Source organism: Chitinophaga sp. (assembly GCF_036569185.1).
Classification (GTDB): domain Bacteria; phylum Bacteroidota; class Bacteroidia; order Chitinophagales; family Chitinophagaceae; genus Chitinophaga.
Genome location: NZ_DATCRD010000310.1, coordinates 1 through 20039, shown reverse-complemented (window position 1 = coordinate 20039; position 20039 = coordinate 1). Strand labels below are relative to the sequence as shown.

General features: G+C 46.9%; 17 protein-coding genes. 7 read left to right on the top strand and 10 right to left on the bottom strand.

What is annotated here, in order from left to right:
- Positions 1 to 15 precede the first annotated feature (15 nt).
- The 6 genes from VIM72_RS24010 to VIM72_RS23985 all read right to left on the bottom strand — a co-directional run bounded on the left by VIM72_RS24010 (position 16) and on the right by VIM72_RS23985 (position 4831).
- A complete protein-coding gene (locus VIM72_RS24010; RefSeq protein ID WP_332005359.1) occupies positions 16 to 1254 on the bottom strand; it encodes a sigma-54 dependent transcriptional regulator in 1239 nt (412 codons plus the stop codon).
- A gap of 6 nt (positions 1255 to 1260) precedes the next feature.
- Positions 1261 to 1575 (bottom strand): DUF86 domain-containing protein, encoded by a 315-nt coding sequence (locus VIM72_RS24005; RefSeq protein ID WP_332005358.1) that lies wholly within the window; start codon positions 1573 to 1575, stop codon positions 1261 to 1263.
- Positions 1565 to 1879 (bottom strand): nucleotidyltransferase family protein, encoded by a 315-nt coding sequence (locus VIM72_RS24000; protein WP_332005357.1) that lies wholly within the window; start codon positions 1877 to 1879, stop codon positions 1565 to 1567. Before VIM72_RS24000 ends, VIM72_RS24005 begins: the two co-directional genes overlap by 11 nt.
- A gap of 15 nt (positions 1880 to 1894) precedes the next feature.
- A complete protein-coding gene (miaB, locus tag VIM72_RS23995; RefSeq protein ID WP_332005356.1) occupies positions 1895 to 3307 on the bottom strand; it encodes a tRNA (N6-isopentenyl adenosine(37)-C2)-methylthiotransferase MiaB in 1413 nt (470 codons plus the stop codon).
- A 214-nt stretch (positions 3308 to 3521) separates the two neighbouring features.
- Positions 3522 to 4028, bottom strand: a complete 507-nt coding sequence (locus tag VIM72_RS23990) for a hypothetical protein (protein WP_332005355.1) — start codon at positions 4026 to 4028, stop codon at positions 3522 to 3524.
- Between the two features lie 23 nt (positions 4029 to 4051).
- Positions 4052 to 4831 (bottom strand): (Fe-S)-binding protein, encoded by a 780-nt coding sequence (locus tag VIM72_RS23985; RefSeq protein WP_332005354.1) that lies wholly within the window; start codon positions 4829 to 4831, stop codon positions 4052 to 4054.
- Between the two features lie 195 nt (positions 4832 to 5026).
- Between VIM72_RS23985 and VIM72_RS23980 the strand changes: the two genes are divergently transcribed.
- The 6 genes from VIM72_RS23980 (at position 5027) to VIM72_RS23955 (ending at position 14101) form a co-directional block, all read left to right on the top strand.
- On the top strand, positions 5027 to 5605 hold the full coding sequence (locus tag VIM72_RS23980) for a sigma-70 family RNA polymerase sigma factor (RefSeq protein ID WP_332005353.1): 579 nt from the start codon (positions 5027 to 5029) through the stop codon (positions 5603 to 5605).
- A 107-nt stretch (positions 5606 to 5712) separates the two neighbouring features.
- Positions 5713 to 6756, top strand: a complete 1044-nt coding sequence (locus VIM72_RS23975) for a FecR family protein (protein ID WP_332005352.1) — start codon at positions 5713 to 5715, stop codon at positions 6754 to 6756.
- Positions 6757 to 6881: 125 nt separating this feature from the next.
- A complete protein-coding gene (locus VIM72_RS23970; protein ID WP_332005351.1) occupies positions 6882 to 10361 on the top strand; it encodes a SusC/RagA family TonB-linked outer membrane protein in 3480 nt (1159 codons plus the stop codon).
- Positions 10362 to 10371: 10 nt separating this feature from the next.
- Complete coding sequence (locus VIM72_RS23965) at positions 10372 to 11826, top strand: RagB/SusD family nutrient uptake outer membrane protein (RefSeq protein ID WP_332005350.1); 1455 nt, start codon at positions 10372 to 10374, stop codon at positions 11824 to 11826.
- A 10-nt stretch (positions 11827 to 11836) separates the two neighbouring features.
- The gene (locus tag VIM72_RS23960) at positions 11837 to 12676 is read left to right on the top strand and encodes a DUF4843 domain-containing protein (protein ID WP_332005349.1); all 840 of its coding nucleotides are present in this window, start codon (positions 11837 to 11839) and stop codon (positions 12674 to 12676) included.
- Positions 12677 to 12694: 18 nt separating this feature from the next.
- The gene (locus VIM72_RS23955) at positions 12695 to 14101 is read left to right on the top strand and encodes a PKD-like family lipoprotein (protein WP_332005348.1); all 1407 of its coding nucleotides are present in this window, start codon (positions 12695 to 12697) and stop codon (positions 14099 to 14101) included.
- A gap of 112 nt (positions 14102 to 14213) precedes the next feature.
- Here VIM72_RS23955 and VIM72_RS23950 read toward each other — a convergent pair whose 3' ends face one another.
- Positions 14214 to 15191 (bottom strand): glycoside hydrolase family 18, encoded by a 978-nt coding sequence (locus tag VIM72_RS23950; RefSeq protein ID WP_332005347.1) that lies wholly within the window; start codon positions 15189 to 15191, stop codon positions 14214 to 14216.
- A 231-nt stretch (positions 15192 to 15422) separates the two neighbouring features.
- Positions 15423 to 16739 carry a (Fe-S)-binding protein gene (locus VIM72_RS23945; RefSeq protein WP_332005346.1) on the bottom strand — a complete coding sequence of 439 codons (1317 nt, stop codon included), beginning with the start codon at positions 16737 to 16739 and terminating at the stop codon, positions 15423 to 15425.
- A 213-nt stretch (positions 16740 to 16952) separates the two neighbouring features.
- On the opposite strand from VIM72_RS23945, the gene VIM72_RS23940 reads away from it, so the two are divergent.
- Entirely contained in the window at positions 16953 to 17450 is a 498-nt protein-coding gene (locus VIM72_RS23940; protein WP_332005345.1) for a phosphoribosyltransferase family protein, read from the top strand.
- A 4-nt stretch (positions 17451 to 17454) separates the two neighbouring features.
- Here the strand turns inward: VIM72_RS23940 and VIM72_RS23935 are convergent, their stop codons facing one another.
- Both VIM72_RS23935 and VIM72_RS23930 read right to left on the bottom strand, forming a co-directional pair.
- Entirely contained in the window at positions 17455 to 18393 is a 939-nt protein-coding gene (locus tag VIM72_RS23935; RefSeq protein WP_332005344.1) for a DUF2279 domain-containing protein, read from the bottom strand.
- An 89-nt stretch (positions 18394 to 18482) separates the two neighbouring features.
- The coding region (locus tag VIM72_RS23930; RefSeq protein ID WP_332005343.1) for a phospho-sugar mutase at positions 18483 to 20039 on the bottom strand (1557 nt) is incomplete at its 5' end.

Below are 20039 nucleotides of genomic sequence, written 5' to 3'. Positions count from 1 at the left end.
CTTGGATTAATTCGTTTATTCAGCGATGTTATATTCCTTGAGTTTGCGGTAAAGTGTTCTTTCAGAAATTCCGAGGTCCAGCGCGGCATCCTTGCGTTTGCCTTTGTGTTTTTTCAGCGCTTTCACAATGAGTTCTTTTTCTTTATCGGCAATCGACAGTGTTTCTTCCACTTCTTCGTGGTGGTCAATTTTATTATCCGCCAGGATAATGGGTTGTTGCGCCGGTCCGAGGCCGGGGCCCGGAGGCGTATTCATTTCAGCTACGCCAGGGTAGTTGTGCATCACATGATTATCGGCGTGAAACTCCGCTGCATGGGCCATATTCGGGTTCTGCAGGATGTCGAAGAACATTTTCTTTACCTCTGTCACATCTTTCTTCATATCGAAGAACAGCTTGTAGAGGATATCCCTTTCGCTGCTGAAATCGCTGGTTGGCTGCGGCGCCGCCAGCATGGGCAGGCGGTTTACCTCCGGCTGGTCCGGCAGGAATCGTTTCAGGTCATTGGCGGTGACCAGTTTGTCTGAAGACAAAACGGAAATCTGCTCTGCAATATTTTTCAGTTCACGGATATTACCTCTCCAGGGATAATTCACCAGGATGTTCCTGGCTTCTTCATCCAGCTGTATAGAAGGTGTTTTATACTTTTCGGAGAAATCGACCGAGAATTTCCTGAACAATAACGGGATATCTTCCTTACGGTCGCGTAGCGCCGGCACCCGGATGGGTACGGTGTTGAGCCTGTAGTAAAGATCCTCGCGGAATTTTCCCTGCTGGGTGCGTTCCAGCAGATCGCGGTTGGTGGCGGCTACTACCCGCACATCTGTTTTCTGTACTTTGGAGGAGCCCACGCGGATATATTCACCGGTTTCCAGTACACGGAGCAGCCGGGCCTGTGTGCCCATCGGCATTTCACCGATTTCATCAAGGAAAATGGTACCGCCGTTAACGGTTTCAAAATACCCCTTGCGGCTGTCGACCGCACCGGTAAACGATCCTTTTTCGTGCCCGAAAAGCTCGGAATCGATAGTCCCTTCAGGGATAGCGCCGCAGTTAACGGCAATAAACGGATTATGTTTGCGGGCGCTCAGGGCATGGATGATCTGTGAAAAAACCTCTTTACCAACACCGCTCTCCCCGTTAATAAGTACCGTGAGATCGGTATTGGCTACCTGAACAGCCACCTGCAATGCGTAATTGAGTGCAGGACTACTACCAATAATGCCAAACCTGTTTTTTATAGCCTGTATGTCCATAAGCGGTTATTCATATGTTTGATGGTTTAAAATAGCTTCGGCTTCCTTTTTTAAAATTGGAAGATGATTATTGATGATATCCCACAAAATCCTGTAATTGATCCCATCATAATCATGAACAATGATGTTCCTTGTCGCTTTTATTTTTTGTACTTCACTGATATTCAGATCGGGAACCTGTAATTCCCTTTCAATTGCACTGGTCAGTAGTCTGGAAGATACAAACGTGTCGAAATCAGTTGCATCTTTAGTAAATACCTGTATGGCATTGATCGAATCAATCACATCATACATATATTTTTCTATTGATCTATCCTTCATATACCAGGGTCTTATCTTTATTAATTGCGTTGATGAAGTACGGATTTCTGAGATAATCCTGGGCTACCAGGTCTACCTTGATTTTCAGGATGTTTTCAAGTGAATTTTTCAGGTCAAAGAAATTATCAGCATATTGATCCCCAGGTATTTCTTTTTCTTTAAAGGAGTATAATAAATCCACGTCACTTCCTGATTGCATGGTATTTCTTGCCGCGGAGCCAATCAGAAACAGATATTTTACATGATGCTTATCGCAAGTATCTTTTATCTCTTCTATATGACGCGAAATAATCGGATTTATCATACTATTAAATTTATACTAAACTACAGCTTTCCCGATCAAAGTACCCGATGTGCAGCTTTCCACTTTCACCATCACATAATCGCCTTTCTTAAAGTTTTCCTTCGGAAACACGATTACCTTATTCTGATCATTCCTTCCGAACAGCTGTTCGGAAGAACGTTTGGAAGTGCCTTCCACCAATACTTTGAAGGTTTTGCCAACTTCTTTCTGCATGTTTTCCTGAGAGCACTCGCGATGCAACGCCACTATTTCTGCCAACCGTCTTTTCTTTACTTCTTCCGGAACATCGTCTTTGTACCGGCGTTCTGCCAGTGTACCCGGGCGTTCGGAGTAGAAATACATATACGCCAGGTCGTAGCCGGCATAGCGCATCAGGCTCAGGGTTTCCTGGTGATCTTCTTCTGTTTCTGTGCAGAAACCGGCGATCACGTCGGTAGAAAGGCCACAGTCGGGGAGCAGTTCACGGATACGGTCTACCTTTTTGATATACCATTCACGGGTATACGTACGGTTCATGAGCTGCAATATGCGTGAGCTGCCGCTTTGCACCGGCAGGTGGATATAGTTACAGATGTTGTCATACTTCTGCATGGTGAAAAGTACTTCATCTGTAATATCTTTCGGATGGGATGTGCTGAAACGTACGCGCAGCAAAGGATTGATGAGCGCTACTTTTTCCAGCAGCATGGCAAAGGTGATGGTTTCACTGCCGTCGTCGCTGGTCCAGTAGTAGGAGTCAACGTTCTGCCCCAGGAGCGTTACTTCCCGGTAGCCATTGGCAAACAGCTCTTCTGCTTCGCGGACAATGGAATAGGCGTCGCGACTGCGTTCACGGCCCCGGGTAAACGGTACTACGCAGAAGGAGCACATATTATTACACCCCCGCATGATGGATACAAAAGAGGTAACCCCGTTGTTGTCCAGTCGCACCGGGCTGATATCCCCGTAAGTTTCTTCCCGGCTCAGCAACACATTCACCGATTTCTGGCCGGTACCTGCTTCTGCGATCAGGGCAGGGAGACTACGGTACGCATCCGGGCCCACTACCAGGTCTACCAGCTTTTCTTCTTCCAGCAGTTTACCCTTGATACGTTCGGCCATACAGCCCAGCACACCTACCAGCATACCCGGGGTTTGCTGTTTTATTTTTTTGAATTCGGTAAGACGTTTACGCACGGTCTGTTCCGCTTTATCGCGGATAGAACAGGTATTCAGCAATATCAGGCTCGCTTCTTCGGCGTTGCGGGTAGGGCCGTAGCCTTCTTCGCCCAGGATGGATGCAACAATTTCGCTGTCGTTGAAATTCATTGCGCATCCGTAACTTTCAATGTAGAATTTTTTAGTATATGTTTGGGTGCCAGTCGTTGCAGGAGCATAAGCTTCTCCCTGGCGACTTTCATCATGCACTTTGGTATCCAGATCAAGCATCCTGACAAAAATTTTGGAAAGCAAAAATAGATAATAAAAATTACAAAATGACAGAATGGCAGAAAATAGATTTCCGGATCTTTAGTATTCCATTATTGAATACCAATGACCCGGAAACAGGCTTGTATACGAATAAACCATAAATAGGATACAAACAGGCCATACACCGGGCGTGGAGTAAAGGTGGACTTGATGCGCCCCAAAACGGTGTCTCTTATGCGGTTTTAGCCTTGAGCTTTTTCGCCACCCAGCTGTCTTTCAACGGTTGTAACCAGTTGGTGTCCAGCTCCTGCTTTGTAAGTACGGTATTATTAAGATAGATCGTATTTTCGTTGATATAGCCTTTTTCCAGGGCATAAGCCACCTGGGCCATAGGCAAAAGCTCTATTTTATCTTTTACAATAAAGCCCAGCAGGAGGCGATCGAACATATTTACCCCGTACTGTTTTTCTATACTTTTGATGATACGAACGGAACTGTCTGTACTGCAGCCACTTACCGTGGTCTGCGATTCATCTGCCATCAATACAATTACCTGGTTCAGCACTACCTGTCCCCAACCCTTTACCGGAGCGCCGTGTGCGTTCCATTGGCTGGTGAACTGGTGCAGCTGTTCATTAATTTCCAGTATCTCCTGTTCATTGAATGGTCTGTTGCTCTGGTATATCCAAACCCTGGAGGCGGGAGAAAAGCCTGAAGGGAAGATGTTGCTGCTATTCATGGTACAAATTTAGGTAAATGTATTCATTTCATGCTGCCGGCTATCAGCTCTGCAATGTCAAGTACCTTTACGGAGTCTTCCTTACCGGCGTCTTTCACACCGTCTGTCAGCATGGTCATACAAAAAGGGCAATTGGAGGCAATCACCGTGGCGCCGGTAGCTACGGCTTCATGTCCCCGCTCAAAGTTGATACGGGTAGTGCCCTTTTCCTCTTCCTTGAACATCTGGGCGCCGCCTGCGCCGCAACAAAGCCCTTTGCTTCTGCAGCGTTTCATTTCCACCAGGTCGGCATCCAGCGTTTCCAGCACTTTACGGGGCGCTTCATATATATTATTGGCGCGGCCCAGGTAGCAGGAATCATGATAAGTGATTTTCTTTCCTTTGAAAGTGCCGCCTTCCTGCACTTTTATTTTTCCTTCATCGATGAGCGACTGGAGAAAAGTGGTATGATGTATTACTTCATAGTTGCCTCCCAATGCAGGGTACTCATTTTTTAAAGTATTAAAACAGTGAGGGCAGGCGGTAACAATTTTCTTCACCTCATACATATTCAGTAACTGGATATTATTTTGCGCCATCATCTGGAAAATAAATTCGTTACCCGCTCTTCTCGCCGGATCGCCGGTGCAGCTTTCTTCTTTTCCCAAAATGGCAAAACGGATACCTACCTTTTCAAGGATAGTGGCAAATGCCCGGGTAATTTTCTGGGCACGCTGATCAAAACTCCCTGCACATCCCACCCAGAACAGCACTTCCGGGGTTTCTCCGTTTGCGGCATATTCTGCCATTGTCTTAATATGCATGCTAGTTATTTTAAATTAATACCAAATTTGATTGCATGCAATCAAATGAAAAGCCCAAAAGTCATGCAACTGTCTAAAATTCCGGTGCATCCTTTAAATTCCGACACTTGCTTACTATTATTACTGTTTATATCTTTAAGACGAATTGAATATAAAGATAAAAAATAGAACCGCACAAATTTTAAATCTACTGAGTTGTACGCCAGCCTGAATGATAAGGAGCTATGGATAAAAGTAGTGGAAGGCGATAAGCATGCATTGTCTTTCATTTATACACAGCATTTCCCCGCACTGTTCAATTATGGCATGAAAGTTCACGCAGATGAAACCATCGTAAAAGATTGCATTCACGATCTTTTTGTGACGCTATGGTTCAGCCGGGAACGTTTATCCATTAATGATACTATCCGTTTTTACCTGCTGGCCAGTCTTAAAAGAAATATTCTCCGCAGCCTGAAGCCCCTGTATGTACCCAGGATGTTTGATCAGTCGATGGACAAAGCCGACTTCAGCACCAACCCGGAGCATATTATTATGGACAGGGAATCGGAAAAGGAACAGCAGCAGAAACTGGTGAGGGTGATCAACCAGCTGCCCCGGAGGCAGCAGGAAGTGTTGCACCTGCGCTATTTCCAGGGGCTGGATACCAAGGAAGCTGCGGCGCTGATGTCGCTCAGCATAAATGCTACCTATGTACTGTTATCACAGGCGCTGCGCTTCCTCAAAAAGCACAGCGATAAGCTGGTCACCCTCTTTTTATTATGGCCATTTTAATGAGTGTTGAACAGACAATTGAACATGAACAGAAAAAAAATAAAAAAAAGTGGCAACAGGACGCTAAGATTTTAACACCGGTTTGCTTTACATTATAAGTATTGAAGATGAGATTCAGGGAATTCACTATTTCAGATTTTATGCAGGAATCTTCTTTCCGGAGCTGGGTGCTGGACAATGACGCCAGGGCCGCCGCTTTCTGGGAGGAATGGATGCACAGTAATCCGGATAAGCGTGAAGAAGTGATGCAGGCCAGGCAATGGCTGCGGGTAATAGGCGCACCCGACTGGGTCCCGGGCGCCGATGCCGCAACCGATACCTGGAACCGCATTATACAAACGATCGATAAAACAGCGCAATCAGGCAAACCAGGCATCTTTGCCCTGCAACCGGTAGTAAATACCATGAAAAGCAGGCGATGGCTGCCTTATGCGGCGGTACTGGCTGGTATTGCAGTATTGTATGCAGCCGCTTTTTTCCTGTTCTCCGGCGGGGAAATACACCAGGCCACTGCCATGGGGGAACTGAAAACCATATTGCTGCCAGACAGCTCGGAAGTGCGGTTGAATGTTAATTCTTCCGTGAGATATGCAGATAAATGGAATTCGGAAGATGCCCGTGAAATATGGATCGAAGGAGAAGCATTTTTTACGGTAACGCATAAACGTAATCACCAGCGTTTTATAGTACATACACGCGATATGGACGTGCAGGTAACAGGCACCGCTTTTAATGTAAATACCCGGAGGGTGCAAACCCAGGTGGTATTAAACAACGGCGTGGTAAAACTGGCGCTGCGCCCGCACGGGCACGATACGGCAGCGCCTATTATCATGAAGCCGGGAGATATGATCACTTATTCAGCCACCACCAATGAGCTGACCAATAAAAAAGTAGACCCGGAAGTTTATTCTTCCTGGCAAAGTAAAAAGCTATTGTTTACAGATACGCCAATTACGGAAGTAATTAAATCCCTGCAAGACAACCTGGGCATCACTATTGAGCTACAGGAAGAAAGCCTGGGCCGGCAAACATTTACAGGAACAGTACCTACAGATAATGTGGACGTATTTTTCAAAACATTATCCAGGTCGTTACAGGTAACCGTTACAAAAACGGGCGCTCATACATATAGGATCAACCAAGAGTAGTATTTAACTGATATTATAAACAATGCCCTGCCCGCCGCATCCGGGAGGGGAGCTTATGTACCAATGAAATTATAATCAGCCATAATAACGAGGTAAGAATTATTCAACCAACCTAATCTATTGCTATGATAGAATTTTACGCCAGGCGTGCTGGCGGAAGCATGGCTATGGCCCTGCTGCTACAGCTTTGTGTGTTGCCCGCTTCAGCGGCGCCCCTGCATCGTCAGCACGATAAATTGTATGCCGCCGCCAAACCGGTTACCCAGCAACAGCTGCTTCCCCTGAAGGAGGTATTTGCCATACTGGAAGATCGCTACAAGATCCGCATCAACTACACCGGCAACACCATTAAAGACCTGAAAGCAACTGTGCCGGCGCCTAAAACAGCCGGGGTTAAAATGGAGGATTACCTGCACCGCTTGTTGTCGCCCTTAAACCTGGAAGTGGAAGAAGCAGGAACAAACAATTATATCATTTTCCGGAAAGAACCGGTTAAGCAGCCAGCCCCCGGTCCTAAACAACAGGAAACAACCGCTGTACCGGCTACTGCCATCATCACCGAAACGGCAGCCCATATGCCTGAAACGCCTGCGCAACCACCGCTGAAAGGCCAGGTTACACAGGAAGACGGGGTGCCCATTCCCGGCGTAACCGTGATAGTAAAAGGTACCCGCATTGGCGTGCAAACCAACGCCGATGGGCGTTTTGAACTGAAGGATGTACCCGATAACGCTATACTGGTATTCAGCTACATAGGTTTTAAAACACAGGAAATAAAAACCGGAAAACGTACCACTTTTGCCGTTACCCTGCTTACGGATATGCAGTCGCTGAAAGATGTGGTAGTAAACGGTTACCAGAATATCAAGAAAGATAATTTTACCGGGTCGGCCGTTACTATTACGGGAGAAGAGCTAAAACGTTTTAACCCGCAGAACATCCTGGCCAGCATCCAATCGTTTGATCCCTCCTTTAAGCTCGTGGAGAACAACTTCTCCGGCTCCAATCCCAACGCCCTGCCCAACATCAATGTAAGAGGCACTACCGCGTTGCCTACCGGTAAAACAACGGAGCTTACGCGCAACCAGATCAACAGCACACCCAACCTGCCGTTGTTTGTGATCGACGGCTACCCTGTACCGGTACAATCTGTATATGACCTTGATCCCAACAGGATCGCCGCAGTAACGCTCCTGAAAGATGCCGCTGCTACCGCTGTATACGGTTCCCGTGCAGCCAATGGCGTATTGGTGATCACTACCCGCCCGCCGAAAGAAGGAAAGCTGTCGCTCACCTATGGCTATGAACTGAACGTTACTACGCCGGACCTCACTGCCTATCACCTGCTCAACGGAGCAGACAAGCTGGAGTATGAGAGACTGTCAGGGGTATACGAAAATGCCCTGGGGCAGTCGCCGGACGATTTGCAGATGCAGTACTACGCCAAACGCAGGAATGTATTGGCAGGAGTAAACACCTACTGGTTGTCGCAACCACTGGCCACCGATTTTGGTCATAAACATTCGGTAACCCTGGAAGGAGGATCACAGGCGCTCAAATACATCATCGATGGCCGTTACCAAACCAATGCCGGTGTTATGAAAGGCTCCGGGCGCGATCGCTACAGCCTTGCTACCAACCTGCAATACAGCCTGAAGGATAATAAAGTATTGTTCCGCAACCAGTTCACCGTTTCACAGGTGAATGGGCGCGAATCCCCATACCGTGAATTTTCTACCTATGCCCGCATGAATCCTTATTTCCCTAAAACGGATTCTACCGGCAAACTGCTGCGTGAACTGGACAGGTGGAATGTGCCCGATTACCAGACCAACGGCATGAAGCTCAATACCGTGCTGAACCCCATGTATGAAGCTACACTGGCCAGTTTCAACAAATCGGAATACCTGGAATTTACAGACGCATTTTCCGCAGAGTATAATATCACCAACACACTGAGGCTGCGGGGCGATTTCAGCTTAACAAAACGGCGCTCCACCGGGGATCAGTTTATTTCTCCCTATAGCAACGACTTCTTTGATAAAAAAGGGGATGACCTGAAAGACCGTGGTACGTATACTTTCAGCGACCGTGACGAGATCCAGTACAATGGTAACCTGGTATTGAACTATAACAAAGGGATCGGGGATCACTTCTTTAACTCCTCGCTGGGCCTCAATATGCAGGATGCAAAAAGCTCGCTGAAGGTTTTTAAGGCGCAGGGCTTTACCAACGACAGGTTTACAGATATCACCTTCGCGCGGACGTATGAAAGAGACAAAGCCCCTACGGGTGAAACGTATGAAGAACGCCTGGCCGGCGCATTCGGAAGCATTAACTATTCCTACCAGAACCGCCTGCTGATGGACGCTACCCTGCGCGTGGACGGGTCTTCTAAATTTGGTGTAGATGCGCGTATGGCGCCTTTCTGGTCGTACGGACTGGGATGGAATCTTCACAATGAAAAGTTCTTGCGCAATACCATCGTTTCGCAACTGAAACTGAGGGCTACCACCGGTTTAACAGGAGAAGTATCTTTCCCTGCCTATCTGTCCAACACTACATATGAGTATTATACCGGCGACTGGTACTCTACCGGTGTAGGTGCGCATTTTAAAGCGTATGGTAACTCCAACCTGAAATGGCAACGCACACAGAACTACGATCTCGGTGCAGAACTGGGCCTGTTCCACGACCGACTGTATATAGCGCCACGCTACTATTATAAGCTCACCAAAGACCTGCTGGCAGACATCAATGTAGCGCCTTCCACCGGCTTTTACCAGTATAAGGAGAACCTGGGGGAAATGGTGAACAAGGGCTACGAATTCAACATCCGCGGCAACGTATACCGTAACCGGGAGATGTCGGTAAACCTTTATGCCAATATGGTGCATAACACCAACGTGATCACCAAAATTTCCAATGCACTGAAAGCATACAACGATGATATTGATAAACAGCAGAATGAAAAAGATGAACTGAAATCCTTATCGTTGCTGCGTTACAAGGAGGGGCAGTCCATGAACACTATTTACGCAGTAAGATCACTGGGTATTGATCCGGAAAACGGTAAAGAAGTTTTCCTGAACCCGGATGGCACCAAAACCTATATCTATGATGTGAAGAATACGGTACCGGTGGGTGATCAGACGCCAAAGCTGGAAGGCTTTTTTGGCGGCAACATGGTGTATAAGAACTGGATGCTGGAGGTGAGCTTCTATACTAAATTCGGTGGCGATTATTATAACCAGACCTTACTGGACCGCGTGGAAAATGCAGATCCAAGGTTTAATGTGGATTCCCGCGTATTAACCGACCGCTGGAAGCAACCAGGCGATGTTACCTTCTACAAGAATATTGCCGACCAAACGCTTACCAGGGCTTCTTCCCGCTTTGTGCAAAAAGAAAACAGGCTGGAATTTAAATCGCTTTATCTCTCTTATGAAGCGCCTGCTACTTTCTACAACCGCCTGAAAATGCGGAGCCTGCGCGTGTCGCTCAATATGAATGATATCGGCTACTGGTCTACCGTAGAAGCGGAAAGAGGTATTGACTACCCGTTTGCCAGGAGCTTTACTTTTTCACTTCAAACAAGGTTCTAAATCATTATTTATGAAAAGATATTTAGTCCTCATTTTATTATTTGCTACTTCCTGCAGTAAATGGCTGGATATAAAACCGATTTCGGAAGTATCCGGAGATGAGCTGTTCCAGACAGAAGATGGCTTCAAAGATGCCGTGAACGGGCTTTACAGCCTGTGCTTAAATGAAGATATCTATGGTAAGGAGCTGATGGGCGGATTGCCGGATGTGCTGGCGCAGAACTACTCCGTTCCTGTTACCGATAATGCCGGTTACCGCCAGGCTGCTATGTATAATTATAAAGACAAAGAGCTGATAAACAGGAAAGATAAGATCTGGCAAAGATTGTATGAAGTGATTGCCAACAGCAACCTGATTCTTTCTAAAGTAGATCAGAAAAAGAGTATCCTCTCCAATGTTAACTATGGGCTGATCAAAGGAGAAGCGCTGGCAATGCGCGCCTGGTGCCATTTTGATGCGTTGCGGTTATTCGCGCCATCATTTGCCAGTAAACCGGCCGCCAACGGAGTACCTTATGTAACAGAGTTTTCAAAGAATGCGGCTCCCATGCAAACCGTTACAGCCCTGCTGGATTCTGTGATCAAAGATCTCACCACAGCAAAAGCAATACTACGTGGCACAGACCCGATCTTAAATCCCGGTTACAAAGTGGGCTACATGATCGCAGACTCTACCACGGAAGATCAGGGAGAGATGTTTGTGCAACAGCGCCGGCACCGTTTAAATTACTACGCCGTATGTGGCGAGCTGGCAAGAGTGTACCTGTATAAGAATGATAAGGTGAACGCCTTGCAGAATGCGCTTGAGATCATTAATGCCAAAAAATTCCCATGGACAAGGCAGGAAGACTTCATGAACGGCAATGATGCAAAGAAAGACAGGATCCTGTATAAGGAACTGATCTTTGGTTTTTACATGCCCAACCGTAAGGATGCCATGAACGACCTGTTCAGGAAAGGCAACGGGCAGGGATTGTTTATATCTGCCACAGAAGGAAAGAATATTTATGAAGTAGCAGGAGTGGGCGGGGAGGACTTTCGCTTTAAGCAGTGGTTCAGCGAGCAATCAGTCAGCTCGGTCACTTACCTGCAACTGGAAAAATACAAACGTACAGACGATAACCTGCATTACCTGATGGGACCGGCGTTGCGCCTGAGCGAGATTTATTACATCGCTGCGGAGTGCACCTTTGCCAGTGATCCTGCCAAAGCATGGGACTATTTCAATGAAGTGCGCCTGCACCGCGGCATCGGGCCATACAGCGGTCCGGAAGATGCACAGGGCTTTTATACCGAACTGCTGAAGGAAGCCCGTAAGGAATTGTATGGAGAAGGGCAGCTGTTTTATATGTACAAACGCCTGAACAGGCCCATACTTGGATTGGGCGGAAAGCCGGCGCCTGCCTCAGATGGCGTGTTTGTGCTGCCGCTTCCTGATGATGAAATCGCATACGGTAACCGATAAAATTTTGTACATGAAAAAGATAACAGCGATAAGTATGTTCAGCTGTCTTCTGCTGATGGCATGTAAAAAGCAGGATGACCTGATGTTCCGTGAGAATAGTAATGTTTATTTTGATTTTACTGATGATAAAAAGAGTACCAGGGTAGATAGCTTCTTTTTTTCTTTTGCCCTTTTCCCTGAAAGATCAGTAGATACCCTTCTGCTCCCGGTAAGGATTTCCGGGGAACGGACGCCGTACGACAGGTGGTTTAAGGCCAGCATAGTGGCCAATGGCTCTACTGCCACGGCGGGCCTGCATTACAAGGCGCTGGACACCGCGTATAAGATCCCTGCGGATTCAGGCAAGGCTTACCTGCCACTTATTATTTACGGAACTGATCCGCTGCTGCTGGATACTTCCGTAGTGCTTAAGCTGAAGATAATAGCTTCTTCTTCTTTTGGTAACGACTTCCCTTCCTATGATACGGCAAAGGTTACCTTTTCCAACCGGCTGGAACAACCGCTGTGGTGGGCGGTATGGGAAGGTGAGCTGGGCGTTTATTCCCGCGTGAAGCACGAGCTGTTTATCCGTACTTCCGGTACCACTGAACTGCAACTGGATAACAGCGACTGGCAATCCACTCCCAAAACGTTGTTTTACCTGCGCCAGTTCCGCGCCTTTATGATGGATCCTATTACCCGTACTGCTGATTATAAAGACAAAGGCTATGCGATAGGACGGGAGCCCGATGGCACTTATTATTTCTATAATACAGGTAATCTGAATAAAAAATATCCGCTGGAATATAGCGCCTCTGATGGCAGGTATTACTTCCATGATGAACACGGTAACCGGATAGTACCACAATAACCAAAATCGCAATCGCATATGAAACATACATTTCTATATATCATTGGCATGCTGGTATTGTTCACCGCCTGCTACAAAGACAAAGGCAATTACGATTATCACCCGCTGGCAGAGCCGGTGATCACGCAACTGGATACTGCCTATACCGCTGTAGTGGGCGATAGTTTTATTATATCGCCTAAAGTAGTGCTGGCCTCCGGTAATAAAAATTACCAGGGATTATGGAAGATCTCCGTTCCCGGGCAGATGGGCTCACAGGATTACACCGGCCAGGAACTGCGTATTGTATTCGGTTTGGGCGCATCGCGTTATCCTGCATTGTATATCGTGTATGATAGCGTTACGGAGATGAAGTACTACTATAAATTCGTGATCAACGGAACGGCTGCATTTACCCGTGGTACCATTGTGCTGAGCGATGACGTTACTTCTTCCAAAATATCTTTTATTAAGGAAGATGGTACCGTACAACCCGATGTATATACCAATATCAATCACGATACCCTCCCTGCCGGCGCATTGCAGCTTACCATGATGAAGAATGTTAACTATGGTAATCTCATTACGGGTTACTGGGCTACCTTTAAAACAGGAGGTGTTTATATTGATCCGAATAATTTAAGCAGGATAAGAACACTGGCGCAGAATTTTTATTCAGATCCAGGCCCTTTGCAGGTGTCTACATTTGTTCCTACCAGTCTTGGTGTGCCCGCAGGTATTATCAATAAGCAATTATACCGCGGCGCTACTGAAACTGCTCCATTTGCTACTTACTACGGCTATATGGGCATACCTTTATCCGGCACTTACAGCCTGGCTTCCACTATTATTGCCAGCGATCCTGATAACAGGGGTTATTTCCTGGGTTTTGAGGAAACAAAAAAGAAGCTGGTGAGAATGGATTGGGGAAATTATCTTGATACCAATTATATCGTAAAGGATTCTGCGTTTACGCCTAAGAACCTCAAGATGGATGTGCTGCATCTGGGCCGTTTTGAAGATAACGAATGCTATGCGTTTTGCGACAGCGCCGGCCAGATCAGGGAGCTTAGGTTTGGCGTAGATTTCAGAACGGATAGAGATCCTGTGTTCCATGCACTGGAAAAAAGAAAGCCTGTTATTGCAGATAAGATCAGTGCCGCTACATTATGGGCAGAATCGCCTGTTGGGGTATTTTATTTTTCGCAGGGAGATAAGGTATACCGGTATAACCCATTGAATAAAGATGTGAAGGAACTGGCTTCGGCCTTTGGCGGCAAACCGGTTACGATGCTGAAACTGCTGGAGAATGGTAACCAGTTACTGGTAGGAGTGCCCGGTAGTATTTATTACCTGAATGTTGGTACGGGGCATAATGGAGAAACCACCAAACAGGTAAATGGTATTCCCGGTGCGCCGAAGGATGTGATTATAAGAGCGAATTAAAAGAGGCTGTCTCACTGAAGTGCCCCAAAAGTGTCTAACTTTTTTTGGGCACTTCAGTGAGACGGCCTCTTTTTTAATCAGGTAATATTATTAGCTGACACATTTTGTAACCCTAGGGATTCATTAATTTAATCGCAGCTTTTACATTTTGATAGTTATTGTTGTTATAATCGTAATTGATTCCATATACACCAATACCACCCGCCTTATTTTTAACAGCCCAGTCTGCATATTCTACTATTTGTGCTCTGCTTCCTCCAGAGAAATTACTTATATCCCAGGCACATGTTTTCTGTCCATTGGTAAAAGCTAAGAACTTTTTCTTATCAAAATTTTTAGTGTAACTGTTCATGGTAGCTGTCAGCACTGCGGAGTCACCATACCAGGCGTCACCAGAGCAATTGTATGCCTGGAAGAATACATAGTCATAATTCGTTTTAGTCTCATTAAAAATATTATATATAGGGGATCCGCTTCTCTGGTCCGTATCAAATATAAAGAGGTTCTTATTGCGTGATTGTGGTCCAAAACGCTTGCTCAAAGCATTCAATATTCCAATTGTTTTTGCTTTTGGATAAATTATATCAGGTTCCATATCTATGTCAATGCCATCCAGCCCCCATTCAGCACAATAGAAATATATGCTATCTGCAAAGAAGGCATAATCCTTTTCGTTATCTCCGAGAGGGGTACCGTCTGCGTGTTTGTATCGTGTGTAGTCAGTCATCCAGAAACCATTAACTACTTTGGTCCCCTTTTCCTGTAGAAGTGCTATATCTTTTTTAATAGCCTCTTTTTTCGCCCATAGCTTTTCGTTACTACGGTGCATGTTAGTGAATATGTCGACGATATCAACGCTATCCGGTATATTGCCAAGGTTACTAAACTTCTGGTCGCCGGTTTCTTCTAATTTATTGAAATAGCCTGCCATTAATGGATGTGGGCTCGCTTTATATGCTTTCAGATTTTCTAAATAATGTGAAACCCCGTCTGCTGTTGTTTTGCCAATTATTTTATCGATATCTTGTTTGGAGCAAGAAAATATACTCAAAGCGCAGCCTATGAGTGTGACTAATTGTGTTTTTTTCATAACTTTTTTGTTTGTAAACATTTTCCCAGATTTTTTGGATAAAGCGACTGATGTTTGTCTTTCTATAATAGATGAGACATGAAGTGGGAAAATTTACCCTTCCGAAAGGTTTTTTTAGGAGTTAGTGCTACGGTGCCAACTGGTGTGCCCGGGCTATGGCAGCAAACCTGGCTTAAACCCCAAAAAAAAGGTGCCTCTGTTTTGAGACACCTTACTTATTTTTTATGTTTTTTATTCTCCGGTCCATTTATCCCGGTCGTCCATACTGAACTTCCAGGGGGCCATATTATTTTCAATATTGCTGAACATGCCTGTCCATTCGGCTGGTGCGCTGGATTCTTCCATTACCAGGTGGCGGCGCAGTTGAAGGATAATATCCAGCGGGTTAATGCTCACCGGGCATTCCTGTACACAGGCATTGCAGGTGGTGCAGGCACGCAGTTCTTCTTCCAGGATGTAATCGCGCAGCAGTGCCTTGCCATCATCTTTAAACGTGCCGCCGTTGGCTTTGATGTTGCGGCCTACTTCCTCGAGGCGGTCGCGGGTATCCATCATTATTTTGCGGGGCGACAGGAGTTTGCCCGTAATGTTGGCCGGGCAGGCAGCGGTGCAGCGGCCGCATTCTGTGCAGCTGTAGGCATCCAGCAGGTTTTTCCAGGTAAGGTCTGTTACGTCTTTGGCGCCAAATTTAGGCATGGTATCGGAGGCGGGCGCATTGGCAGCCAGCTCCGGTTGCAGCATCAGCTGTACTTCATGCTGTACGGCAGGCATATTTTCCATTTCGCCTTTAGGCTCCAGGCTGGCATAGTATGCATTCGGGAAGGCAAGGATAATATGCAGGTGCTTGGAGTAGGGCAGGTAGTTGAGGAAGGCCAGCACGCCAATGATGTGCAGCCACCAGCAACCGCGTTCCAGCGCTATGAGCGCGCTTTCAGACATACCGCTCAGCAGGGGGGTAAACATACCTGATACCCAGAAGTTGCCGGTAGCCACATAATGCTCAGCACCTTTGGCCTGTAGGGCCTGGTCGGCGGTGTTCATGGTGAGGAACAGCAGCATCAGCACTATTTCCGTGATCAGGATATAGTTGGCGTCCGACCGGGGCCACCCGTTCAGGTCCCGGCCCATGAAGCGTTTCAGTTTTAATATATTCCTGCGCACCAGGAAAATAGCGCAACCGGTAATAACCAGTACGGCGAGCACTTCAAATAACCCGATAAGCACGGGGTAAATGGCGCCCAATACGGGAACGAATAAACGATGTGTGCCAAGAATACCGTCGAGGATGATTTCCAGGATTTCAATGTTAATGATCAGGAAACCGGCATATACGAAAAAGTGCAGTACAGCTACCAGTGGGTTCCGGAACATTTTTTTCTGGCCAAAAGCCAGCAGCAGGAGATTTTTCCACCGCTGATCCGGGTGATCGGTAAGGTCCTTATCACGTCCCAGCAATATGTTTTTCCTTATCCGGCTTGCCTTTTGGGCAAAAAGATACACGGCGGTTCCGAATAGGATCACAAATAATAATTCTTGTACGATTCGCATTAGCTCAGATTTGACTCCCTAATTTATGCCTTTTTTACTTAAACGCAGGATCGCCTCCGGCGATCAACGCGAATTTTGTCTGACTCAGGATTATGCTGATTATGCTGATTAGTTTGATTTTTATTTTTATCGGTTGTTGGGGATAAGCATTGGAGGATCTGATTTTTTTGCCGGGTGCTGACTGCTAATGGCTAATTGCTTACTTTTGCAATCATGGAAAGCAGGAACATCATTCTAACACAGGATATCATTCAAAAGAAAATTGAACGTATCGCTTATGAAATCTATGAGCACAATAGCGATGGTACCGATATTATATTAGCCGGTATCTGGGACCGCGGCGTGATCATCGCTCATAAGCTGGCAGCTATCCTGGAGCAGATATCTCCCCTGAAGATCCGGATCATAGAACTGCGCCTGGATAAGCAGCACCCCGGTGAAGTAGTTGTATCCGAGGAAATAGATTTTAATGATAAAGTGGTAGTAGTGGTAGATGATGTGGCCAACTCCGGCCGTACCATGCTGTATGCGCTGAAACCGCTGCTGGAATTCCTGCCTAAGAAGATCCAGACAGCTGTGCTGGTAGACCGTAAGCATAAGTCCTTCCCTTTATCCGTTGATTTTGTCGGGTATTCACTGGCCACCACTTTACAGGATATGGTGCTGGTGGAGATGAACGGGGAGGAGATTGTATCCGCTTATTTTGAATAGGGGATCAGAAATAAACGGCGTGTAGCTTTACATTCCCTTTTGAATTGATTTCAAAGGTGGGCGCCGGGAACTTCAGCATATTCAATACCTGGAAAATTACTTTAACGCCTTTCTTGCGGGTGGGTATTTTAGTGAAATCCACATCCGGTGAAAGATAGAACTGCCGCACACGCTGAAGTTGGCTATAGTCGCGGGGGATGCCGTGTTCATCGGTCCAGGTGTTATCACGGCCGCCTATCATTCCCTGCGAACCGTATCCCACCGCAATATTCAGCCATTTGGGCAATCGGCTTTCTTTCCGGAAAGAATAGAGGTTTACGGATAACCAGTATGTTTGTCCATTATAATCCTTCAGGGTCCTTTCCCAGAACGTAGTACCAAACAGCTGATCCGCTTTGTGCTGCAGCACGGGGTCGTCGTAATGTTGGGGATGCGCTGAAAATTTAAGCTGGATGCGTTGTTCGTTCCATGCCAGCTCCTGGCTTATGAGCAGGGCCGAACCAATGGCGTTGGCGCCCATATCTCCCCAGGAAAATCCCCATTCAGAAGAGTAGCCATCCAGCACTTCTATGACCGACTGGTAGGCAAACCCGCTCAGGCCACCGATCCAGATCTGTTTTTTTCGTGGTAGTCCCGACCAGCGCCACATCTCCCGGCTGTATTTACCAATAAAGTAAGCGCTGAAAACATGACCGGCCTTATCCATCTGGTTCCATTCTCCCATATCATTAAAAAAATGGAAGCCCGACCTGGGGTATCCTTTATACCAGGCGGTATTGAGGGCTGCCAGTCCTGCGCCATAAAGGGCTGCCGTAGCGCCGCCCAGGATCCATACGCGTGAGGGGATGGTAGTATCGGGTATAGTGGAAAAAGACACCTTTTTTTGTGCCATGCTGCCCAGGAAAGGCAGCAACAGGATCAGGATAAGCAGTGGTTTTTTCATGCGGGCATCAAAACAATACCGGGAATGCTGAAAAGGGAGTTCTATTTTTCAACATTCCCGGGCTTTGTCATCATTTCAGATGACAGGGCTTATTTCAGTTTCAGATCCTGAATAATGCCGTTTATTTTTTGATTCAGTTCAGCGGTCACCTTGTCGTAGTCGCCGGCACTGGCCAGCGGGGCGTTTACGCTGAAGTAGAATTTAATCTTTGGTTCCGTGCCGGAAGGGCGGGCGGATATTTTGCTGCCATCTTCCAGTACAAACTGCAGTACATTGGATTTGGGGAGGTCCAGCGCTTTGACATCGCCGGTTTTGATGTCCCTGATCTGCTGCAACTGGTAGTCGTAAAGGGTTACAACCGGTGAACCGTTGATGGTAACCGGCGGATTTTCGCGGTATCCGCGCATCATGTCGGCGATTTCTTCGGCGCCCCTCATGCCCTTCTTGGTAATGGAAATTAAACTTTCCATGTAATAGCCATAGCGTATATAGATATCGATCAGCTGCTCGAACAGGGTTTTGCCCTGGCTGCGTGCATAGGCGGCCATTTCACAGATCATGGCAACGGAAGCGATCGCGTCTTTATCGCGCACATTCTGGCCAATCATGTAGCCGTAAGATTCCTCCCCACCGCAGATGAAGTTTTCCTTTGGCTCTTTACGGCGGATCAGGTCTGCGATCCATTTGAAGCCGGTGAGCACGTTATAGCAGGTAATATTGTTTTTGGCGGCAAATACATCGATCAGGTCGGATGTTACCACGGTTTTGGCAATATAATCGTTTGGTTTGGCCAGGCCTTTGCTTTTGCGGTTTTCCACGATGTAGTTAAACAGCAGTACACCTGTTTGGTTACCGTTGAGCAGGATCCATTCGCCTTTCAGGTCTTTCACGGCAATGCCTACACGATCCGCATCCGGGTCGGTGCCCAGGAGGATGTCCGCATCCAGTTCTTTGGCTTTTTTAAGGCCCAGGTTCATGGCCTCGGATTCTTCCGGGTTAGGGTATACCACGGTTGGGAAGTTACCATCCGGGGTAGCCTGTTCCTGTACAATGTTTACATTGGTAAAGCCGTATTGTTCCAGCAGCTGGGGCACCTGGGTGATACCGGTGCCGTGAATAGGCGTATATACTATTTTAAGATCGTGTTGTTGTTTGTTGATGTCCGGGTTGATGGACAGGCTGAGCAGCTCTTTACGGTAAGCCTCGTCCACTTCTTTCCCGATGAGGGTGATATTGGCTTCGCCGCCGGTCCATTTCACATCATCCGGGGAAACGATGTTTTCCACTTCACGGATCACGTTGTTGTCGTGTGGAGGCACCAGCTGGGCGCCGTCGTTCCAGTAGGCCTTATAGCCATTGTATTCCTTGGGGTTGTGGGAAGCGGTGAGCACCACACCTCCCTGGCATTTCAGGTGGCGGATGGTGAAAGAAAGCTCCGGGGTAGGGCGCAGGCTTTCAAAAAGAAATACTTTGATATCGTTGGCGGCAAAAACGTTGGCAACGGTTTCTGCAAAAAAGCGGGCGTTATTGCGGCTATCGTGTGCAATGGCTACCTTGATTTCGCCGGTAAAGGTTTTTTTGAGATAATTGGCGAAGCCCTGGGTGGCCATTCCAAGGGTATATTTATTCATGCGGTTGGTACCAAC